This is a genomic window from Acidilobus sp. 7A, from assembly GCF_003431325.1.
GTDB lineage: Archaea > Thermoproteota > Thermoprotei_A > Sulfolobales > Acidilobaceae > Acidilobus.
Genome location: NZ_CP010515.1, coordinates 37,827 through 55,090, shown reverse-complemented (window position 1 = coordinate 55,090; position 17,264 = coordinate 37,827). Strand labels below are relative to the sequence as shown.

16 protein-coding genes are annotated in these 17,264 nt (G+C 58.6%); 10 read left to right on the top strand and 6 right to left on the bottom strand.

The genetic code is table 11. From position 1 onward, the window contains the following. The first annotated feature begins 16 nt into the window (after nt 1–16). Entirely contained in the window at nt 17–997 is a 981-nt protein-coding gene (locus SE86_RS00275) for an amidohydrolase family protein (protein ID WP_117353718.1), read from the top strand. 242 nt (nt 998–1,239) lie between these two features. Here SE86_RS00275 and SE86_RS00270 read toward each other — a convergent pair whose 3' ends face one another. The 3 genes from SE86_RS00270 to SE86_RS00260 all read right to left on the bottom strand — a co-directional run bounded on the left by SE86_RS00270 (nt 1,240) and on the right by SE86_RS00260 (nt 4,897). Then, nucleotides 1,240–2,724, bottom strand: coding sequence for a hypothetical protein (locus SE86_RS00270; protein WP_117353716.1), 1,485 nt, complete (start codon nt 2,722–2,724; stop codon nt 1,240–1,242). 6 nt (nt 2,725–2,730) lie between these two features. Continuing rightward, a complete protein-coding gene (locus SE86_RS00265; RefSeq protein ID WP_117353714.1) occupies nt 2,731–4,113 on the bottom strand; it encodes a hypothetical protein in 1,383 nt (460 codons plus the stop codon). Nucleotides 4,114–4,432: 319 nt separating this feature from the next. Next, entirely contained in the window at nt 4,433–4,897 is a 465-nt protein-coding gene (locus tag SE86_RS00260) for a hypothetical protein (protein WP_117353712.1), read from the bottom strand. 344 nt (nt 4,898–5,241) lie between these two features. Here SE86_RS00260 and acs point away from each other — a divergent pair, with 344 nt between their 5' ends. The 5 genes from acs to SE86_RS00235 all read left to right on the top strand — a co-directional run bounded on the left by acs (nt 5,242) and on the right by SE86_RS00235 (nt 11,068). Beyond that, nucleotides 5,242–7,218, top strand: coding sequence for an acetate--CoA ligase (gene acs, locus SE86_RS00255; RefSeq protein WP_117353710.1), 1,977 nt, complete (start codon nt 5,242–5,244; stop codon nt 7,216–7,218). 10 nt (nt 7,219–7,228) lie between these two features. Further along, entirely contained in the window at nt 7,229–7,792 is a 564-nt protein-coding gene (locus tag SE86_RS00250; protein WP_117353707.1) for a GPR1/FUN34/YaaH family transporter, read from the top strand. A gap of 101 nt (nt 7,793–7,893) precedes the next feature. Next, nucleotides 7,894–8,466: a GNAT family N-acetyltransferase gene (locus SE86_RS00245; RefSeq protein ID WP_158543044.1), complete on the top strand. Its 573-nt coding sequence runs from the start codon at nt 7,894–7,896 to the stop codon at nt 8,464–8,466. 287 nt (nt 8,467–8,753) lie between these two features. After that, complete coding sequence (locus SE86_RS00240) at nt 8,754–9,437, top strand: ATPase (protein WP_117353703.1); 684 nt, start codon at nt 8,754–8,756, stop codon at nt 9,435–9,437. An 86-nt stretch (nt 9,438–9,523) separates the two neighbouring features. Continuing rightward, nucleotides 9,524–11,068 carry an extracellular solute-binding protein gene (locus tag SE86_RS00235; RefSeq protein WP_148666717.1) on the top strand — a complete coding sequence of 515 codons (1,545 nt, stop codon included), beginning with the start codon at nt 9,524–9,526 and terminating at the stop codon, nt 11,066–11,068. Between the two features lie 122 nt (nt 11,069–11,190). On the opposite strand, the gene SE86_RS07930 is transcribed toward SE86_RS00235, so the two are convergent. Continuing rightward, nucleotides 11,191–11,367, bottom strand: coding sequence for a hypothetical protein (locus SE86_RS07930; RefSeq protein WP_158543043.1), 177 nt, complete (start codon nt 11,365–11,367; stop codon nt 11,191–11,193). Between the two features lie 137 nt (nt 11,368–11,504). Between SE86_RS07930 and SE86_RS00225 the strand changes: the two genes are divergently transcribed. After that, nucleotides 11,505–13,160, top strand: a complete 1,656-nt coding sequence (locus SE86_RS00225; protein ID WP_117353697.1) for an ABC transporter permease subunit — start codon at nt 11,505–11,507, stop codon at nt 13,158–13,160. A gap of 146 nt (nt 13,161–13,306) precedes the next feature. On the opposite strand, the gene SE86_RS00220 is transcribed toward SE86_RS00225, so the two are convergent. After that, nucleotides 13,307–14,596 (bottom strand): MBL fold metallo-hydrolase, encoded by a 1,290-nt coding sequence (locus SE86_RS00220; RefSeq protein ID WP_117353695.1) that lies wholly within the window; start codon nt 14,594–14,596, stop codon nt 13,307–13,309. Nucleotides 14,597–14,688: 92 nt separating this feature from the next. Here SE86_RS00220 and SE86_RS00215 point away from each other — a divergent pair, with 92 nt between their 5' ends. Beyond that, complete coding sequence (locus tag SE86_RS00215; protein ID WP_117355000.1) at nt 14,689–15,036, top strand: nascent polypeptide-associated complex protein; 348 nt, start codon at nt 14,689–14,691, stop codon at nt 15,034–15,036. On the opposite strand, the gene SE86_RS00210 is transcribed toward SE86_RS00215, so the two are convergent. Next, nucleotides 15,031–15,759: a helix-turn-helix domain-containing protein gene (locus SE86_RS00210; protein ID WP_117353693.1), complete on the bottom strand. Its 729-nt coding sequence runs from the start codon at nt 15,757–15,759 to the stop codon at nt 15,031–15,033. The two genes, SE86_RS00215 and SE86_RS00210, sit on opposite strands and share 6 nt — an antisense overlap. Before the next feature lie 176 nt (nt 15,760–15,935). On the opposite strand from SE86_RS00210, the gene SE86_RS00205 reads away from it, so the two are divergent. Both SE86_RS00205 and SE86_RS00200 read left to right on the top strand, forming a co-directional pair. Further along, nucleotides 15,936–16,799, top strand: a complete 864-nt coding sequence (locus SE86_RS00205) for a sulfite exporter TauE/SafE family protein (RefSeq protein ID WP_117354999.1) — start codon at nt 15,936–15,938, stop codon at nt 16,797–16,799. 11 nt (nt 16,800–16,810) lie between these two features. Next, complete coding sequence (locus SE86_RS00200) at nt 16,811–17,209, top strand: DUF1634 domain-containing protein (RefSeq protein WP_117353691.1); 399 nt, start codon at nt 16,811–16,813, stop codon at nt 17,207–17,209. The last annotated feature ends 55 nt before the right edge of the window (nt 17,210–17,264 follow it).

Below are 17,264 nucleotides of genomic sequence, written 5' to 3'. Positions count from 1 at the left end.
GGCCCTCCGAGGCGCCTTGAGGGCTGACGTCCCAGTAGAGTGCGTCATAGATGCCCACGTCCACATGCCCGTGGTGAAGGAGGTTGGGGAGTTCAACTCCTACGTCAGGGGGCTCGTGGAGTCAGGCGTTAGGGGGGCGGTGATCCTGGGCATACCGCCCTTCAGGGACGTGCTGGCGGACATACCAATTGACGAGGTCAGGGCCGAGCACGAGAGGGTCAGGGGGCTCATAGAGAGGCTTGCTAGGGACATAATGGACCAGCTGGAGCCTGAGGCCCTCTACCTCTCAGCTGTTAAGCTCGCCGAGAGCTTCTGCTCCTTCGCTAGGCACTCCCAGGCGGCGGTGAGCGCCAACTTCCCCGTGTTGTTCCCAGCTAACCTCAGCCTGCCGCCGGACGAGCTGGAGGCCCAGCTCGAGGCTGCAATAGCGAGGGGGTTCAGGGGCTTCAAGGTGATATCGACGCTCTTCCTTAAGAGGCTCGACTCCGAGCAGGTGGAGAGCGTCATCAAGGTGGCGGAGGCCAAGGGGGTGCCGGTGGTAGTGCACGGCGGCTGCGACCCAGGCATATGGGAGCTGCCCAGGTACTGCAAGTACGGTGACCCCTCGAAGCTTGAGCCGGTCCTCTCAAGGCATAGGGACGCGGTGGTTACCATAGCCCACGCGGGAGGCTACAGCGCCATAGCGCCGGGCGTCTTCTTCGAGGAGACCATGTCGTTAGCCAGGAGGTTCGACAACGTCTACGCTGACACCTCAGCCCTGCCCCCTCAGCTGGTGCCCGAGGTCGTTAGGGACTTCCCGGCAGGGAGGGTTATGTACGGCTCTGACTACCCGGCCGTCTCAAACGCCAGCCCCAGGGAGTACATGGAGGAGGTCTTCATGACCCTCCTGGCCTCAGGCATGAGGGGGAAGGGGCTGGAGGGCTACGCTCACGGCACGGCGGAGGAGGTCTACGGGGCCTCGTGCATAGACGGGGCCTACAGCTCCTTAGAGCTTTAACTTCAGGCCCTTCTACGCTGAAGGCAACGGCGCGCTCTTAGCGCTACTTGCAGCTCTCACTTCCACCTTTTAAAGCGGGGGAACGGCTTATCCCACTCTAGTTCAAATCTGGTCTCCTCCCCGCCCTGAAGGTGCGGGGCCTGCCCTTCATTTAGTCAAGGGTCCAACGGCCTTTCCCAAAATCAACATTATCCCTTTTAATAAATTAAGATGTCCTTGCAGCGGCCGCGACAGTGAGGGATCTAGAGGGCTTTCGCTGCACTGCTTTCGCGCTTAAAGAGCTTATCCCATATATCAAGCGCGTAACCTGGCTGAACGGAGCCCCGCACCAGCCTGAAGGTCCTGGTTCCGTCCTTCAGCCTCTCAGGCGTTAGGAGGACTACCCTGTCACCATACTCCTTGACGAAGTGGTGTATGAAGTCCTGCAGGAACGTGACGTAGAAGACGGTCACCCCGCTGTCCACTAGGGCCGACACGACCTGCTTAGCTACCTCCGACGCCTCAACCTGGTTAGTGGTTGAGAAGCTCTCATTCATTAGGACGAAGTCCCCAGGCCTCACTAGGTCAACCAGCTTCCTGAACCTTATCACCTCCTCCTCGAACTTCCCGTAGGACATCGTCCTCTCCTCCTCCCTCTGGAAGTGCGTGTGGGGGGCCCCGGCCGACGGCAGCGCCAGCCTGCTGGCCGGCACGAAGACCCCGGCCCTCGCCAGCAGTATCGCCTGGCCTACCGACCTCAGGAACGTAGTCTTGCCGCCCCTGTTGGCGCCCGTTATTATGAACGCGCTAACGTTACGGGTCTCCAGGGAGTTCGGGACAGGCCTCCTGTTAAGCGAAATCGCGAGGGAGAGGCAGTGCAGGTCCCTGAACGACAGCGTGCCCTCGGAGATCTCAGGGTAGGCTAAGGGCAACTCAAGCCTCTGGAAGAGGTCGTGAAGGTTTATGGCACCCACAAAGAATGCCAGCTGCTCGTTCAAGGTCTTAAAGAACTGCAGCAGGTGCTCGTAGGCGTTCAGCATGGTCGGCGCTAAGCCGGCGAGAACCCACTTCCTTATGTCCCCTAGGATCTCCGCCCCTCTTTCATCGTGGGGGTCCAGCCTAAACTCATAGGCGCTCTCCCTGTTAAACAGCTTCCTTATTACGCCGCCCTCCTTCTTGGGGGCCAGAACTACCGGGTCAACTAAGGTGTTATGCGCGCCGAGCTTTACTGAGAACTCCAGCGTGTTGTTCCTGATGTCAAAAAAGCTCAGCAGCTCCTTTGCAGACGCTATAAAGTTTTCGTCCACGTTCTCCCTTATCGTGTTCACCAGCCCTTGGAAGGCCTGGGAGGAGAAGCTTGCCCTGCTGAGGATGCCCTTTAGGTCCTTAAAGGCGTCTATCATCACCCTCATTCCGGCCGCTGTCTCGAGGACCACTAGCTCTGGGTTGTCATAAGTCACGAGGAACGCCGCCCTCTCAGTCCTTGTTATGACGTCCCCTGTGAACCTGTACAGCTCTACAACGACGTCCCTGTTCTGAATGGCGTCCTTGACGGCCTCCTGCCTGTACCTTATGGACTCTACGTCCGCGCCAGAGAGGAGGAGCACGTGGCTCCATACGCCCCTAATAAGCTCGTCCTTTTGGGCTACGGCATCCAGTATCTTCCCCAGCTCCAGGTCCTTCACCAGGTCCTCCTTGTCCTTCGCCTCAGGGACGTCGCCTACCCTCAAGAGGTCGAACTCTATCACTGGGGCTCACCGTCCGGCGTGGCCCCTAACATCCTCGTAAAGCAGCCTGTGCCTTGCGGCTATCTGGACAGCCATGTAGCTGGACGGAGGGCCTCCCTCCACTATCTTGAAGGTCGGCCTCCCGTCCTGTACCTGCGCCACGAGGCTGATCACGTTCTCAAGCGTGGCTATCTTAGTGATGAAGGTGACGTAGATGAGGTATGAGCCCCTGCTAGCTATTTCACTTACGAAGCGCCTCGCGAGCTCAAAGCCCTCGTCTGACGTAGTGGTGGAGAAGAGCTCATTGACTATGACCAGCGTCCTGCTGTCAGCCGCCTTTAATATGTTGACTGCCCTTACTATGTCCTCCTCGAGCCTGCTTAGGCTCTCCAGCCTGTCCTCCTCAACCGGGAAGGCTGTAATTATGTTAGAAAACAGGGGCACCCTGGCCTCCTCGGCTGGGACGGGCACGCCTATTGAGGCTAAGAACGCCAGCTGGCCGAAGGTAATTGCAAAAGTTGTTTTCCCTCCGCCGTTCACGCCAGTTATTATGAAAACCCTCCTGTCGCCGGAGGCGTGAATGTCATTAGTCACGGCGGTGCTCCTCCTAGCCAACAACATGCTATAGAAGCCTTTGACGTGAATCGAACCGTCCTCCGTGAACTGTGGTATTGAAAACTTGTACCCCTTGGACTCTATGTCCCTCATGTACTCGATGTACTTAATGTAGAACTCGAACTCCTTAGCGAAGTTCTTAACGCCCTCATCCAGTATGTTGGGGAACTCGTCCCTCAGCCTTCTCATGACATCAAACTCTTCCTTGAAGATCGTGTAGATGCCCCTTAATATCATAGCGTGCACGTGGGTTGTCTGCTCGCGGCTGCCCGTGAACCTGATCTGACGAACCTGCTGTCCTTTAAACCTTGAGAACAGCTGCTCGACCCTTGAAGATAGATCCTCGCCGCCGTCACCTGTGACCCTTACCCTGTTCCCGTCCACGCTTACCCTAACCTTTATTTTGTCCCTGGCTGCCTTCGCCTCGTACGCCAACCCCTTTAGGGCCTGAAACTCCTTGCCCTGGACCAGGCCTTCAAGGTAACTGATAAAGCTGGCGATGCCTTCAGACTTCACGTTCAGGCCTCGCACTAGGTTCAACGTCGCCTCTAGGGCGTTCACGTAAGTTAGGGCTGCGTCAATGTGAAGGCCGTACTTGAACTCCTCGTAAGCCTCGGCCTCTAGGCTCAGCAGCCTGCTGACCTCCTTAATGCTCTCTACGAAGCCCCTCACTATGGTGTAAGCCCTCTCGTCAATAAGGTCCTCGAACACCCTCTGCCTAAACGCAATGACCTCCTTGTCCGTGAGCGGCTCCTTAAAGATGTCTGCCAGAAGCTGATCCTTCTCCTTACCCAAAATATCATCCACTAGCTCCTCAATTCTCAGGTCCCAGAGGACCCTCTCGTTAGCCTTTGACCCCCTTGAGCCCAGCAGGTAAAGCCCCGTACCCCCAATCGGCGTCGCCTGTGCCCTTGATAAGCGGGGCCCTTAAAAGCGCTCGCCTTATTGAACCAACGACGTCAGGGTCGCCAGAAAGCTGACCTCCTGCTCTTCACTGCGGGCTTCCCGCCTTTGTGATGGCGAAGAGGTAAGCGTTAACCGCGGCACAGGTTTAAGCCGCGCGGAGCCCGCTGAGCCAGGTCGAGGCCTTCTGACGCCTGGGCGCACCCGCGAGCTATAGGGAGAGGTACTTAGAGATAAGGGGGTATAACGTCTCCTTGCTGACCCTCTCAGATCGCTCAGGCTCGTAGTGCCTGCAGAGCGCCGCTAGGCCGGACAGCCTTATCACCTCGTTCCTAATGACGGCGCCGACCTCAGCCATCTGGAACGAGAGCGAGGCCTCTCTGGAGGTGGCCTGTATGAGGGCTTGACGTACCCTCGTGCAGTCTTCAGGCCCCGCGCCGGCCTGTGCGGCGGGGTCGCCGTTAAGCTGAACGTTGAGCTGAAGGCCGTCCGCAGGACTCCCATCAAGCCATGAGAAGTAGTCGGGGGCATGAGACTTCAAGCATGATATAAGGTCTACCTCAGAGCTGGCCACCTTCTGAAGATCGTCTAATATCTCCGTGAGTGAACTCTCAATGTCCTTAACTCTCTCCCTCGTCTCGGCAAGCCTCTCGTAAAGCTCTTCACAGTCGCCCATCGTCGGCGTCGCCCTCGCGTCTAGAGACCTCTACCAAGGAGGGGTTAAACGCCTTCTGCAAGGCGAGTTGAAGCGCAGAGGAGGCTCCTGGCCTCAGGCATGAGGGGGAAGGGGCTGGAGGGCTACGCTCACGGCGTTGTGAAGGGGACTCCTCAGGGCCCCCTGCTCAAAGGACCTTTACGGGAGGGCCTGGTCCTAAGGGCTATCGAAAGTAACTCTAAATTATAATATATATATAAACATATTTAACTCTAACTAGGATATAAGTGGGACAGAACATAATAAAACCCACTATATGGAACCTTTAAATAGTGGGCTAATATGTATAAAGTTGTGAATACGAGGTGGGATATACGTCATCTCCTGAGGCCCAGAGGATAGAGCCCTTACCCTACGGCGAGAAGTACTTCCCTCACCACAACAAGTACCTTGACTTCTGGCGCGCCTCAGTTGAGGACCCCATAAAGTTCTGGGACGAGAGGGCCAGGGAGCTGGTGTGGTATAGGACTTGGGACAAGGTCCTTGATGACTCTAACCCGCCCTTCTACAGGTGGTTCGTGGGAGGGGAGACCAACATCAACCTGAACGCCCTTGACCGCTGGATGGGCACCCACGTGGCCAACAAGGTGGCCTACTACTGGGAGGGCGAGGACGGGACCAGCAGGGTCCTGAGCTACAGGGACCTCTTCAGGGAGGTCAACAAGCTCGCCAGGGCTCTCCAGGACCTGGGCGTGAAGCCGGGCGACACAGTCACGATATACATGCCCATGATACCGGAGCTGCCCATAGCCATGCTCGCAGTGACCAGGGTCGGGGGCATACACAGCGTGGTCTTCTCGGGCTTCAGCCCCTCGGCCCTCGCCGACAGGATAGTCGACGCCAAGTCGAGGGTCCTGATAACGGCTGACGGCTACTGGAGAAAGGGCAAGGTAGTTGAGCTCAAGAAGGGCGCCGACGAGGGCGTCTCCCTGGCTGAGAAGCAGGGGGCCAAGGTAGAGAAGGTCGTTGTGGTCAGGAGGCTCGGGAACCCGGTGAACTGGGTTGAGGGGAGGGACGTCTGGTACCACGAGCTGACCTCCAAGTACCCCGACACCACCTACGTCAAGCCGGTGCCGAGGAAGTCTGATGACGTGCTCTTCATACTCTACACCAGCGGCACCACTGGCAAGCCGAAGGGGGTAATGCACAGCGTCGGCGGCTACATGGTCTACGTCTACAACGTGTTCAAGTGGAACTGGGACATAAGGCCTGAGGACGTCCACTGGACGATGGCCGACGTGGGCTGGATAACGGGCCACACCTACATAGTCTACGGTCCGCTGCTGAACGGCGCCACAGAGGTCATGTACGAGGGCGCCATAGACTACCCGCAGCCCGACAGGCCGTGGCAGATAGTGGAGAAGTACGGCGTCACGATATTCTACACGAGCCCCACCGCCCTGAGGACGCTCAGGCAGTACGGCGACGAGTGGGTCAGGAAGCACGACCTGTCAACGCTGAGGATACTGGGCACCGTGGGCGAGCCCATAAACCCCGACGTCTGGAGGTGGTACTTCGAGCTGATCGGCAAGATGAGGTGCCCAATAGTAGACACATGGTGGATGACAGAGACCGGGGCAGCCATGATATCGCCCGCCCCAGGCATATCGCTTGTCACCCTCAAGCCTGGCTCGGCCACGTTCCCGCTGCCCGGAATAGTGGCTGATGTAGTAGACGAGAACGGCAACCCGACGCCGCCAGGGGTAAGGGGCTACCTTATAATCAAGAAGCCGTGGCCCGGCATGATGTTGGGCGTCTGGGGCGACCCTGAGAGGTACGTAAAGACTTACTGGAGCAGGTTCCCAGGCTACTTCTACGCTGGCGACTACGCCGTCAAGGACGAGGAGGGCTACTTCTGGCTCCTCGGCAGGGCTGACGAGGTCCTCAAGGTGGCCGGCCACAGGATAGGGACTACCGAGATGGAGGACGTCCTGATAAAGCACCCGGCCGTGGCCGAGGCCGCAGTCATAGGCGCCCCCGACCCGGTGAAGGGCGAGGTGCCCGTGGCGGCGGTGGTGCTCAAGGCAGGCTACCAGCCGGACGAGCAGCTCAGGAAGGAGCTGATAGAGCTGATAAGGACCCAGATAGGCCCTATAGCGACGCCGAAGACCGTGCTCTTCGTCAGGAAGCTGCCCAAGACGAGGAGCGGGAAGATAATGAGGAGGCTCCTCAAGAACATAATGGAGGACAGGCCCCTGGGCGACACCACGACCCTTGAGGACCCGACGGCCGTCGAGGAGCTGGTGAAGGCCTGGGAGGAGTTCAAGGCGCAGATGAAGTGAGGTGATCCCTTTGAGCCAGGACCAGCCCTTCGCGGACCCGAGCTCGCTGGGCCTCTGGGGCTTTGCCCTGACCACTATAGTGCTGAGCCTCCACAACGCGGGCATCATACCCACTGCTGGCCTCACCCTAGCATACGCCTTCTTCTGGGGAGGGGCGGCCCAGGTCTTCGCTGGCTGGATGGACTTCAGGAGGGGCAACATGCTAGGGGGCACCGCCTTCAGCACCTACGGCCTCTTCTGGATAGGCCTAGCGATGGCCTTCGTCCTTAACAGCTGGGACCCCAAGGCGTTCCCAATGAGCGGCAGCGAGAACGGCGCCTGGTTCGCCCTGTGGGGCGTGTTGACGCTCATATACACGGTGGGCGCCTACATGGCCAAGGCCAGGGTGCTAGCCTCCGTGTTGGCGCTGCTGACAGTAACCTTCTGGGTGCTCTCGGCGGCCTTCTTCACTGGGAGCGCCGCTATAACAAAGGCCGGCGGCTGGATAGGGCTGATAACAGGGCTTGACGCACTCTACCTAGGGGCCGCCCTGCTCGTCAACTGGGTTGCCAAGAGGCCGGCGCTGCCAGCGTGAGGCCTGTGAGGTTCCCACAGGTGGGCCCCTAATCTTTCTCTCACTTGAACACCCCCTTTACAATTTAAATTTTTTGAATCCACTTTTTAACAGGGAGGAACTTGAGCTCCTGCTCAAGGCGCAGGCTGGCGACGCTTGGCAGCTACTCGCTCGAGCTGCTCTGCCCCTCCGACGCCCCCCTCGTGGCGTCCTTCTACTCCTCCCTTGACACCCTCTCGCTCTACTACAGGTTCCTTGACGTCTTCAGGGACTTCGAGGGGCACGCGAGGAGGCTTTTCTCAGGGAGCTGCAACTATGCCGTTGGCGGCTTCCTCGGCGACAGAATAGTGGCGCTGGGCGAGGGGTTCTCAAACTGCACCGACGCGGAGCTGGCATTCGCTGTAATGCCTGAGCACAGGAGGAGGGGGCTGGCCACGGTGATAGCTGCCCTCCTTATACTTGAGGCCTACAGGAGGGGCATAAGGACTATGGAGGCCTACATGCACGGCGACAACTACGCGGCCATAAGGATAGGCGAGAGGCTGGGCCTCTGCCTCAGGCTTGAGGATGACGTGTACCACGGCAGGGCCGATGTGGCCAGGATAAGGGACCTTGCCCTGAAGGTCATAGCTGAGAAGGGCGGGGCTCTCGAGCCTCAGTACTCCGAGGCCCTGAGCGCCGCAGGCCATCCTTAAGGCAGAGCCGTGGGCGCTGCGCGCCGCTTTAAACCTGCCAGGCCCTCCGCCTCTCGCGCTGACGGCCCCCGCCCTAAAGGACGGGAGCTCTGCGCCCACTGGGGCCTTCCCATCACCTCTCAGGGCCCCCACGGGCGCTGCATCACAAGCTCAGGCCCCGCCGCCAGCCCCGGGGAGGCGCGGGCTCACAGCCTGCTGAGCTCGCCCGCGCCCAACTCCAAAGAGCTTATAAATGTTCATACCCTCCCCGCCCTAAAGGGCGAAGCCTCCAACTGGAGGGTGAAACGTTGGGAAACAGGGTCGCCATGTTCTCTGGCGGCAAGGACGGGCTGAGGGCCGCAAGCCTCGCGTGGCCCGTCGACGTGTTCCTCTTTCTGGTCTACGACTTCCCAGAGCCGAGCCCTCACATAGAGAACGTGCAGGCGACCATAGCTGAGGCGTCGCTCATAGGGAAGCCGATAGTGGCAGCAAGGCTCGACAAGGGGAGGGAGTTCCAGGAGACGGCTGAGCTTCTAAGGAGGCTGAGCGCTGATAAGCTAATAGCGGGGGACGTCTTCGTGGAGGACCACCTGAAGTACATGGAGTCCCTGGCCTCCGAGGCTGGGGCCTCCCTGCTTGAGCCCCTCTGGGGACAGGACACGCTTGAGATACTCATGAAGGACGTGGGGGAGGGCTACTCTATGAAGGTCCTGGGCGCGAGGGGCAGGGCGCTCAGGAGGGCCGTGGGGGAGGTCATCAACAGGGACAACATAGAGTGGTTCCTCTCCCTTGCAAAGAGCGACGGGGCCGACCCACTTGGTGAGAACGGGGAATATCACACTGTCGTCGTTAACTCCCCACTTCACAGGGCGCCGCTTAGGACTTTTAACATTAGGAGGATCTCAATGGACTGCTGCGACATAGAGCTTGTGCAGGCCCCCTTCAACCAGGCCGCCGCCTCGGCCGAGGCAAAGGTCCTCGGCACCCCCTGAGGCCTATTGAGGCCTATATAGTGTTACAGCCCTTGCGTCGCTCACCTTTTTAATTGAGGCCTCCCATAGGCCCACAGGGTTCAGGAGTGAGAAATAGGTCGTCCATCTCCTCCGCTGCCCTAGCAGGGATAGTCATTTTAATAATTGTCATCGTTGCAGTCGGCGGCTACATGGCATATGTGTACTATCACAAACCTACGACGTCAACTACTACAACCACGACAACCACGACATCTACTATGACAACCACCAGCGTCCCGACCACGGCAACCACGCCTCAGGCCACGCTAGTTATAGCAACCTACACGGGCGCCCCACAGCAGTTCCTGAAAATGGTCATACCGATGTTTGAGGCCACGCACCCAGGCGTGACGGTCCAGGTTGACGCCCTCCCGTTTAGCGACTACATAAGTAACGAGCTGACGGTGCTTAAGGCCGGGCAGAGCAGCTACGACATAGTGACCTTCACGCCCACGACCGCCAGGACCCTGGCGCCCTACGTTGTGCCCCTCAACTCCTCAGTCATAAACGCGAGCGACATAATATGGCCTGCGGAGAGCTTCGGCGGAGTCATATATAACGCCACCACCAACACCTCAGAGATCGCCGGCGTGGCCCCATGGGTCTCAAACGTGCTGATAATATACAACACCACGTACTTCAACAACGCCACCCTGCAGCAGGAGTTCTACAACGAGTATCACATGCAGCTCAACCCGTGGACCTGGCACAACTGGACCGTGGTCGTTGACGTCAGCCAGTTCTTCGTGTCGCACCACATAACTAAGGCTGGGGTCCTAGTAATGGATGACACCCAGGGCGGCGACATAGGCTCAAGCTTTGAGTCCATATACGGCTACTACTACATAAACAACAGGACCCTGAACTGCGGCACAGTACACGGCATACCGGGCTTCGGCATAGAGTTCTGGGGCTGTATGCCGAGCGGCTGGAGCTACCCGTTCCCTCCGCCCGCAATTAACACGAGCGCTGGCGTCCAGGCGCTCGAGATAATGCAGCAGCTTGTCAGCTACGAGCCGAGCCCCACGACGCTCCAGGTGTCGTTCGACAACATGCCTGAGCTCCTGGTCGAGGGCTTCGGGCCTGCCGGCATAAACTACGCCTCAAGGCTCGCGGCTATACTTGCCCTTAACGTGAGCCCGCAGGAGGTTGGCCTGGCGCCGCTGCCCGGCAACTACTCTATGGCTGGGGGCACGTACTTTGCAGTAAGCAAGTACTCGCTGCACAAGCAGCTGGCTATGGAGTTCCTGCAGTTCATAGAGTCGCCGCAGGTCCAGGAGGAGATGTTCCTGAAGCTGGGCCTCTTCCCAATATCTAAGCAGGCCTACTCAGCGCTGCTCAGCAACTCGTCCCTGCCGGCCTACCAGAAGAACTGGCTGCTGGCGAACGAGATATCAGCCGAGAACGGCAACGCGTGGGAGCCCCTGATACCAGTGACCGACAACCTGGGCGACGCCCTTGACACCGCCCTCCTCAACTACCTTGAGAACCCGACGAGCACGACGCCGCAGCAGGTCCTCAACTCAGTGGCCGCGCAGTACATAAGTATACTGAAAACGTACTACCTGAGTACCACGACAACCACGAGCTCCAGCGCCTCAAGCTCATGATAGGTTGACTTAAACTATCCCTGCTTAAAACTATTCCCATTCTTTCTTTTCCCTTGTTTCCGCTTGTCTCCGCGTGGTCTCAATGTATCAAGTCATGTAAGCCTATGTGAGAGCTGAACCCCTTAGGAGCTGAGGGAGGCGGCAAACTCCCTGGCAGCCTCCTCAAGCCTCCTTGAGGCCTCCTGCAGCGCCTTCTCCCTGGCCTCCCTCACGGCCTTGATGGCCTGGTCATACTGCTCCTTGAGCTTAGCCGATGCCTCCTCGGTCTTCCTCCTGGCAACCTCACCTATGGAGCTCACGTTGACCACACGCTGGCCGAGGCCCCAAGAGATTAAAAAGTTCCAGCCGAGAGGTTTAGGTTAGCTAAATTCAATTCCCTACACGTGGACCCTAGCACTTTAAAACATCGGCCTGCCAGGCCTGTGCGGGAGCGCTGTTGCGGCTCACGGCCCCCTACGTTGCCTACATAGTGGCCTTTGGAATAATACCGTTCGCCGCCACCTTCGCCTTAGTTGGCGTTGACTATCACTCTGCCCTCGTGACCCTGAGCCTCGTGCCCGTGGCCAAGATCTTCGAGAACACACTGATACTGGCTGTCATGACATCCACCTTCGGGACGCTCATAGGTCTCCTGGCCGCCGTAGCAGTTGACATGCTAAGCGTAAGGTACCAGAGGGTGCTATCGCTGCTCACCGTGCTGCCCCACACAGTGCCCTTCGTCTCAGCGGCCCTCATATGGTCGATAAGCCTCTACGGCGGCGGCTGGGGCTGGTTCACTTACATCTTTCACATACCATATGATCCCCTCTATCTCTCAAGGACAGCCCTGTGGGGAGTTATACTCGTGAGCGTCTGGGGTGCCATAGCGTTCCCCTTCATAATAATCTACGCCACGCTGCGGTCGATACCGCCTGAGATAAGGGAGAACTCCATGATGGACAACGTCGGCCTCGCCAGGTACTACGGCGAGGTGGCGATACCCCTGGCAAGCAAGGCTATACTTATAGCCTTCATAATAGAGCTGGCCTTCAGCTTCGGTGCCTTCGACGCCCCCTACGTGCTCACGGGCGGCGGCCCCGGGTACGCGACAACGACCTTGGGCATACTCACCTACTATGCCGTCTACAACCTGGGCAGCTACTCGGCAGGGGCCCTCATAGCGGCCTCCATAGCGCTGCTAGCCACGGCCCCCGCCGTAGCCCTCTTCATAGTGCTGAGGAGCAGGAGGACACTTTTGCCCTCTGTGAGGCTCAGGATGCCAGACCCCGTCTTCAAGGGGCTCATGCTGGCCATACTGGCGGTCATACTGTTCTTCAACATAATGCCCGTCTACTGGATGTTCCTTGTGGCCTTCAGGCCCAACACCCTTGACTTCAGGTCGCCGCCCGTCATGCTTCCCATAGCTTTCACGGGCAGGTTCTTCATGGACGCGCTCCGCGGCTCAGTGCCATACATTATAAGCAGCGTTGTCGTCAGCATCGCCGTCGGGGTCATAGCGGTCTTCCTCGCCTCAGGGGCGGCCTATGAGATAGCCAGGGGCAAGGCGTGGGGCTGGCTCCTGCCGCTCTCCATTTACCTCTACGTCCTGCCACCCATGGCATTTGTGATACCGCTCTACATCGCCTACGCTAAGGTGCACCTGCTCAACACGTGGTGGGCCCTGATAATGGCAATGCCCCTCGGCTATGTGACCTACGCCCTCTGGCTCATGAACGGCTTCTTCGTCGACCTGCCGAAGGCCTACGACGAGGTGGCGGCCATGTACAACATTAAGGGCAGCTTCAGGAGGCTCATACTGCCCCTCTCAAGGCCTGTGCTCCTCTCGACGTTCATGCTTGCCACAGTGGGGGCCTGGAACGCCCTCTTCTACCCACTCATATTCAGCGCCACGCCCTATAACTTCAGCTTCCCGCCCCAGGGGGCCCAGACAATGATGATATATGCGCTGACGGCCATACAGGAGTCGACTATAGACTGGGGCATGCTGGCCTCGCTGGCCTTGGTTGCGGCGCTGCCGCCTATGGTAATAGACATAGTGTTCCTCTCTCTGATAGCCAGGGGCAGCAGGGCCACCGGGCTCAAGTTCCTCTGAGGTCGCAGGCGCTCAGGGCACATCCTCATTGAACTCAGGGAAGGCCTAAGCGCCTCAGGCGAGGTTCCCTCTCCTCACAGCCGTTAGGCTCAGCACTCGGCAAATTCCTCATCAAGCGTAGGGAGGGCGCGCGGGCTTTAAAACGCTCAGCCCAGCTCTATGTCGTCGCCGTTCTGAGGAATCATGACCTCAAGGCTGAGCTCGTCCCTTATCTTGGAGGCCAGCTCCATCTGCCCCTGCGGCTCCCCGTGGACCAGTATCACCTTCCTGACGCCGCTTATGGACCTCAGCGTCTGCATGACCCCCCTCCAGTCGGCGTGGCTTGAGAAGTCGAAGAGCTGGAGCCTTGCCTTGACCGGCAGCTTCCTCTCCCCGTCAAAGAACACGCCCTCCTCGAGCGCCTGCCTCCCAGGGGTCCCTGGGGCCTGGTAGCTCACTAGGAACACCGCGTCCTTGTCGTTCTGGACTATCCTTGAGTAGTAGTAGAGGGCTGGCCCTCCCTTTAACATGCCTGCGCTTGAAATTATGACTCCAGGCTTCTTAAGCGCCTTCTTGCGGTCGCCCCAGCCCTTGACCAGGTTCTGCTCCTCCGAGGCCCTCGCCAGGAGCCTTGGGTCCCTGATGAAGCTGCTGTGCGCCAGGTAGAGGTCGGTGATGGACCTTATCATGCCGTCTATCCAGACGGGCCAGCCGAAGCCCCTCTCCTCGAGAAGGCACATAATCTCCTGCCCCCTGGCCACGCTGAAGGCCGGGACGAGGACGGTGCCCCCCCTCTTAACGACGTCCTCGACCGACTCGTAGAACTCCCTCTCCGTGACAGACCTCTCAGGGTGGGTCACCGTGGAGTACGTGGACTCTATTATGACAACGTCAGCCTTGACGCCGGCGAGCCTGTGGGGGCTCATCAGCTTGGTCTCTATGTTGTTCATGTCGCTGGTGTAGAGGACCCTGGTGCCGTTCACGTCGACCAGGGCAGAGGCTGACCCAGGTATGTGACCGCTTGACATGAGCGTCAGCGTGAAGTCCCCCAGCTCCACAGACCTCTCATAATCCACGCTCTCCGCAACGCCAAGCATGTCATCCACGGTGCTGTTGTCAAATATGAGGTTCGGGCCATTAAGCTTTATCATGTCGTAGAGCAGCAGTCTTGTGACGTCAAGGGTCAGGGGGGTCGCCAGGAGCCTCGGCTTCACTGAGATGAAGAGGGCCGGGGCTGCCCCTATGTGATCGAGGTGGCTGTGCGTCAGGAGAAGAGCCTCCACGTCCTTCGGCCTGACGTGCAGCGGGTATATGGGCTGCTCGTTCTCGTCGAAGTTGACCCCGTAGTCCAGGAGCACCGTCCGCCCCTTGTACTCAACCCCTATGGCTGCCCTTCCTACCTCCCTGCCGCTCCCAAGGATCTTAACCTTAGGCTTACCTGAGCTCTCGCTGCTCATCTTCCATCTGACCTTTCTGCTTTGCCCCACAGCTGTGTCTGCTAGAAGGCTATATTAAGCGATACTTACTTGTAGAGTGGGCGCGGAGCTTGATGGGGGTAAACCCAAGGGAGCTCAGGAGGATGCTCAAGAGGATGGGCATTGAGGCCGAGGAGCTGGAGGCCACCAGGGTCACCATTGAGGCAAAGGACTCCCGGTACGTCGTTGACTCACCCCAGGTCATAATAGTCAGGGGCAGGGGACAGCCCACCATGATATATGTCGTCGGGGAGCCGAGGGAGGTGAAGCAGCAGGCGGCGGCCCAGCAGCCCCAGGTGAGCGAGGAGGACGTGAAGCTGGTCGCCGAGCAGGCGGGGGTTGACGTGGAGACCGCCAGGAGGGCCCTCATAGAGGCCAACGGCGACATAGCGGAGGCCATACTTAAGCTTAAGGGCTCATAGGCCCCTGCCGCTCACCCTCCCCCTCAGCCTCCTCACGAGCTCCTCGACGCTGCCCAGGGTGCTGAGCACGAGGGGCACCCTGTCCAGCCTGGCCAGCTCTATTGAGAGGCTGTCCATGTGCTCCCTGGGGCCGTGTAGCACCACGACGCTCGGCTTCACCAGGGAGACCCTCACGGCCACCATGGGGCTCCTGCCCGCTGTGACCTTAGTGAAGACTATGACCCTCTCAGGCACCGAGCCCAGCATCGCGTAGAACTGCATGCTGGTGAGCTCAGTTATTGCCTTTATGCTGTCCACCACCGTGTAGCCGTAGACCATGACCCCCTTTGGGTAGTCGTGGTAGAGAAGTATGCCATCAACTGTTATTATTATGTCCTCAAGCGTTAGGGGCTCGCTGAACTCCTGCATGTCTATTACTCCAGTCGTTGGTATGCCGAGGGCCCTGATCAGGTTCTCGGCCCTCTTGGAGCCCCTCTCGGCGTCAGCCCTTAGGAGGGCCATGACGAACCTCCTTATGAAGCCCGCCCCAGGGGTCCTGCGGCCCTTCTCGTAGTCGCTCAGCACGCTCGGGGAGACGCTCATGACCTTGGCCACGTCCTGCTGGCTCAAGCCGAAGTACTCCCTCCACTTCCTGAGCGCCGCCCCCGGCGAGCTGCTGAGGGCTATCTCGCCCGCTACCCTTATCGCTACTGCCCTGTAGGAGAACGCTTCAGGCTCCTCCAATCGATGCCCCTGGGGTTGGGTTAACAGCAAAATAATTAAGGTATAAGTGTTATGAACGCCAGCTGCCACCCGTAAATCTCTAAACTGAGATGTCAATAATTAAGCTGAAACGTTACAGGGTCACTGAAAATTTTTTAATTAAGATCTTAGAGACCCTAGGCCGGGTGCAGGGGTTGCTGAATGTGCCGATTGACGTGTTCTTTGCCCTGGTCGTCGCTGTAAGTATAATATCGGGCTTCCTTGGAGCGCTGGTGGGGCTCGGCGGCGGCACGTTCCTGGTGCCCCTCTACACGCTCTTCCTTGGAATTCCCATAGCATACGCCACGGGGGCGAGCCTGATATCTACTATAGCCACCTCCAGCGGCTCAGCGAGCGCGTACATCAGGGACAGAATAACGAACGTCAGGATAGGCATGGGCCTCGAGATAGCCACCACTACGGGCTCGATAGTCGGGTCGCTGACGGCGGCCCTAATCTACGCCCACCACCTTGAGTACATAATTTATATAGCGTTCGGCGTGGTGCTCCTCAGCCAGATATATTTCCAGCTTGAGAGGTCTAAGTTCGAGCTCCCCCAGCCCATGAAGCCCGACTGGACTACGAGGGTTTTTCAGCTCCACGGGGAGTACTACGACGAGGCCCTGAAGCAGGAGGTCAAGTACTACGGCGTCCGCTGGTGGCTGGGCGAGATAGTAATGTTCTTCGCAGGCTTCATATCTGGCCTCCTGGGGATAGGCAGCGGGGCCCTCAAGGTCCTGGGCATGGACTGGGCCATGAACCTCCCCATGAAGGTCAGCACGACTACCAGCAACTTTATGATAGGGGTCACGGCGGCCACGGGAAGCGCCATATACTGGGCCTACGGCCTCATACAGCCCATACTTGCTGGCTTCACGGCCCTCGGCGTCCTTCTAGGCTCCATGTCGGCCTCTAAGGTACTGCCAAAGATGACCAGCAAGTCTATAAGGTACTTATTCACTGCAATACTGGCCTTCCTAGGAGTTGAGATGGTGCTGAGGGGGTTAGGAGTGATCCACTGAGGTGACCGCCAATGGCAAGGAATGTAAGCTTCGAGGACATAATTGGGTGGGCCCTCAGGATAGGGGTCCTGATCTCGGCAGCCTTCATAATCTTCGGCGTGGCTCTGATATACATACACCACGGCGCGGGCGCCTACAGCTTCAGGGACCTGGTCATTTCAAGATCCCCGGTTAACACCTCTATACTGCCCGTGAGCTACATAAATATGAGGAGCGTGAGCAGCCTCAACGGCCTGGCCTTCGTTCTGATAGGCCTCATAGTCCTCATGGCCACGCCAGTGCTGAGGGTGGCCATAGGGATAGCACAGTTCGCCTACGAGAGGAACTGGCTCTACACCGTCATCACTGCTATTGTCTTCATGAACCTAATGCTGGCCATATTTGTGATACCGGCGCTGGTCATCAAGTGAGCTAAGGGCCCTGCACGGCCCTCTTGAGCTCCTCCCTGACCTGCTCTATTATCTT